The organism is Bacteroides sp. UBA939 (assembly GCF_002293435.1).
Classification (GTDB): Bacteria; Bacteroidota; Bacteroidia; order Bacteroidales; family Bacteroidaceae; genus Bacteroides.
In genome coordinates, this window is record NZ_DBDF01000062.1 from 1 (window position 1) to 4100 (window position 4100).

General features: G+C 45.6%; 2 protein-coding genes and 1 tRNA gene. 2 read left to right on the forward strand and 1 reads right to left on the reverse strand.

The features are described from left to right. Window positions 1-247: 247 nt before the first annotated feature. Window positions 248-319, reverse strand: a tRNA-Arg gene (locus B2Z67_RS04130). Window positions 320-701: 382 nt separating this feature from the next. Here B2Z67_RS04130 and B2Z67_RS04135 point away from each other — a divergent pair. Further along, window positions 702-2555 carry a 2-oxoacid:acceptor oxidoreductase subunit alpha gene (locus tag B2Z67_RS04135; RefSeq protein ID WP_291528555.1) on the forward strand — a complete coding sequence of 618 codons (1854 nt, stop codon included), beginning with the start codon at window positions 702-704 and terminating at the stop codon, window positions 2553-2555. A gap of 7 nt (window positions 2556-2562) precedes the next feature. Beyond that, window positions 2563-3567: a 2-oxoacid:ferredoxin oxidoreductase subunit beta gene (locus B2Z67_RS04140; protein ID WP_291528556.1), complete on the forward strand. Its 1005-nt coding sequence runs from the start codon at window positions 2563-2565 to the stop codon at window positions 3565-3567. The last annotated feature ends 533 nt before the right edge of the window (window positions 3568-4100 follow it).

The following is a 4100-nucleotide window of genomic DNA, read 5'->3' on the forward strand; positions in this document are numbered from 1 at the left end:
AACGCGGATGACGCGGATTTTTATATGCTGCGCTACGTTAGCCTACCCGGAAAATAAAAAGAGATTCGTGTCATCCGCGTTATCTGCGTCTAAAAAATGATAGTATAAACTAATTATGAACATTTACTTAGTTTATATTATTACAGACTATAAATCGCTTGTTATCAACAGTCATAAGCATCATTGATAATATAAACTAATTTAGTCTGGCACTTATGTGCATGTATGCCGCATACATTGGGAAAGGTAGTCCCGAGGGGAATCGAACCCCTATCTAAAGTTTAGGAAACTTCTATTCTATCCGTTGAACTACAGGACCAAACCATTTGCGGCTGCAAACTTACAAAAATCTTTCGTATTTCGTGCCGGTTAAATTAAAGAAAGTTATTTTTTCTTTTGCGAGCATTCCTGCTTATCCTGTATTATTCTGCAGGAATTAAGGGAGGTATCACTTCATTAGGAGTTAAGGAGTTAAAGCCAACTTATTGGCTGATAACTACTTTAACTCTTACAGTATGAATAATGCGGGCTAAAGTATGAATAATGCAGGTTATTGTTTCCAAAAGATTTTGCCAAGTCGTTTAACTTCACGACATTTGCAGCGTATTTTTAAAGTATGGTATTTTGCGAACACTTAATTGACGCAAAAATACAATAAAGAAAGACCCTATAAATTTAATCAATAAGAATAATACGAAGTTATGGCAAACGACATGATGGTAAAAGAACTGGATCAAGTGGTAGTCCGCTTCTCCGGTGATTCCGGCGATGGTATGCAGCTCGCCGGCAACATCTTTTCAACAGTATCGGCTACGGTGGGAAATGACATCAGTACTTTTCCCGACTATCCCGCAGACATCCGCGCCCCGCAAGGCTCTTTGACCGGCGTATCAGGCTTTCAGGTGCACATCGGCGCCGGCAAAGTCTTCACTCCGGGCGACAAATGTGACGTATTGGTGGCTATGAACGCCGCCGCGCTTAAAACACAGTACAAGTTTGCTAAGTCAACCGCCTGCATCATCATTGACACAGACTGTTTTCAAGCTGCCGACTTACAGAAAGCCGCTTTCAAGACCGACAATCCCATCGAAGAAATGGGTATCAAGCAGGATGTGATTGCTGCTCCTATCTCGCAGATGGTGAAAGATTGCTTGGCTGATACAGGTATGGACAACAAAGCCATGCTGAAAAGCCGCAATATGTTTGCTGTCGGTTTGGTGTGCTGGCTGTTTAATCGCGACTTGAAGATTGCGGAAGACCTGCTGAAAGAGAAGTTCGGCAAGAAACCCGAAGTAGCGGAAGCTAATATCAAGGTTATCCATGCCGGATACAACTACGGACACAACACTCATGCTTCCGTAGCGCATACGTATAAAATAGAAAGTAAAGTTAAAACGCCGGGTGTCTATATGGACATCATGGGCAATAAAGCAACAGCTTACGGCTTCATTGCCGCTGCCGAAAAGGCAGGTCTGAAACTCTTCCTGGGTTCCTACCCCATTACTCCGGCAACCGATGTGTTGCACGAACTCTCCAAACATAAGTCATTAGGCGTTATCACCGTTCAATGCGAAGATGAAATCTCCGGTTGCGCTACAGCCGTCGGCGCTTCCTTTGCGGGTGCGCTTGCTGTGACTTCTACTTCCGGACCGGGTGTCTGCCTGAAATCGGAAGCTATGAACTTGGCTGTGATTACCGAACTTCCGCTGGTGGTACTGAACGTACAGCGCGGCGGCCCTTCTACGGGCTTGCCTACAAAGTCGGAACAGACCGACCTGTTGCAGGCTTTGTTCGGCCGTAACGGTGAAAGTCCGATGCCGGTTATCGCCGCAACTTCGCCGACCAACTGCTTCGAAGCAGCTTATACCGCCTGCAAAATAGCATTGGAGCACATGACTCCGGTAGTTCTTCTGACCGATGCTTTCGTAGCCAACGGTTCCGGCGCATGGAAGTTGCCCGACTTGGACACATATCCCGAAATCAAACCGCAGTATGTTACTCCCGAAATGAAGGATAGCTATACTCCATACAAGCGCAATCCCGAGAATCAGGTACGTTACTGGGCCATTCCGGGACAGGAAGGTTACAGCCACATCCTCGGCGGTCTGGAGAAAGACAGCAACACGGGCGCTATCTCTACCGACCCGGACAACCACGACCTGATGTGCCGCCTGCGCGCCGAGAAGGTTGCCAAAATCTCCGTTCCCGATGTAGAAGTACAAGGCTGTGCGGATGATGCCGACCTGCTGATTGTAGGCTTCGGTGGTACTTACGGACATTTGTATTCTGCTATGGAAGAGATGAACAAGGACGGAAAGAAAGTAGCTTTGGCTCACTTCTCTTACATCAACCCGCTACCGAAGAATACGGCTGAGGTATTGAAGAAATATAAGAAGGTGGTAGTTGCCGAACAAAACCTCGGTCAATTCGCAGGTTACCTCCGCATGAAGGTAGACAACTTCGTACCTTATCAGTTTAATGAAGTCAAAGGACAACCGTTCATCGTGAGTGAACTGGTAGCCGCTTTCACTGAAATTCTAAATCTAAAAAATTAAAGAACTTATGAGCGCATATACAGCTACGGATTTCAAAAAAGGACAACCTCGTTGGTGTCCGGGTTGCGGTGACCACTTCTTCCTGAACTCACTGCACAAAGCATTGGCAGAAATAGGCGTCAAGCCTTGGGAGACTGCCGTAATCTCAGGTATCGGTTGTTCAAGCCGCCTTCCTTATTATATGAATACTTATGCCATGCAGACCATACACGGACGTGCCGCAGCTATTTCTACGGGATGTAAAGTGGCTAATCCGGAACTAAGCGTGTGGCAGGTTTCGGGTGACGGCGACGGTCTGGCTATCGGTGGTAATCACTTTATCCACGCCATCCGCCGTAACGTAAATATCAATATCCTGTTGTTGAACAACCGCATCTATGGTTTGACGAAAGGACAATATTCGCCGACGTCTCCCCGCGGTTTCGTCAGCAAATCCTCTCCTTTCGGCACAGTCGAAGACCCGTTCTGCCCCGCTGAACTTTGCTTCGGCGCGCGCGGCCGCTTCTTTGCACGTTGCGTGGCTACCGACGGCCCTGGTACGGCAGACATTCTGAAAGCCGCCGCCAACCACAAGGGAACTACGGTTTGCGAGATACTGCAACACTGCGTTATTTTCAATGACAATGCATACGACTCAGTGTACAACAAGGACGGACGTACCAAGAATGCCATTTATCTGGAGCACGGGAAGCCTATGTTGTTCGGTGCAAACAAAGAATTCGGGCTGATGCAGGAAGGTTTCGGGCTGAAAGTCGTGAAGCTTGGTGAAAACGGCATCACGGAAAAGGATATTCTTGTTCACGATGCGCATTGCATGGACAATACCGTCCAACTGAAGCTCGCTCTGATGGAAGGTCCTGACTTCCCAATCGCACTTGGTGTAATCCGCGATGTGGAAGCTCCTACTTATGACGACGCTGTTATGGAACAAATTGAAGAAGTATCGGCAAAGAAGAAGTATCATAACTTCAAGGAGTTGCTGATGACAAATGATATCTGGGAAGTGAAGTAAAAGAGCGACCTTTCGCTATTTTACAAGTATCCCGTCATAATCGGTTTGTACTATAAACGATTATAATCAAGTATTTAACGCCCCATTGCCAAGCTATAGAAACAGCACTGGCAATGGGGCGTTGCTTTAAGAATACGTGGAGAGACCATCATGCTAATCTTGTTATCAGTCTTTAAAGTTTCCTACGCTTTATTACAGCAAGACGAAGACACAACGTTTCTTCTATTCATTTTCTTCCTCAAAAACAGGACATCATAACTGATGCCATGAGTTTATGCTATAGGCAGTATGTTTTTATTATTAATATTGAGATCTGTATAAGTATTCACTTCCACTCTTTACAAAGATAGCATATCTTATTCATTATCAGAAAATAAAGTCTCACTTAACAGTCGGTTATGTACATACTTAGGCATAATATTCCTTAGCCTGCATTATTGAGAATTTAGCAGTGCAAATGATCAATAGAAGTATCTCTATTAGCTTCGCTGACAGCTTCTCTGATTTCTTTCACTAAGGTACGTTCTCCTCCT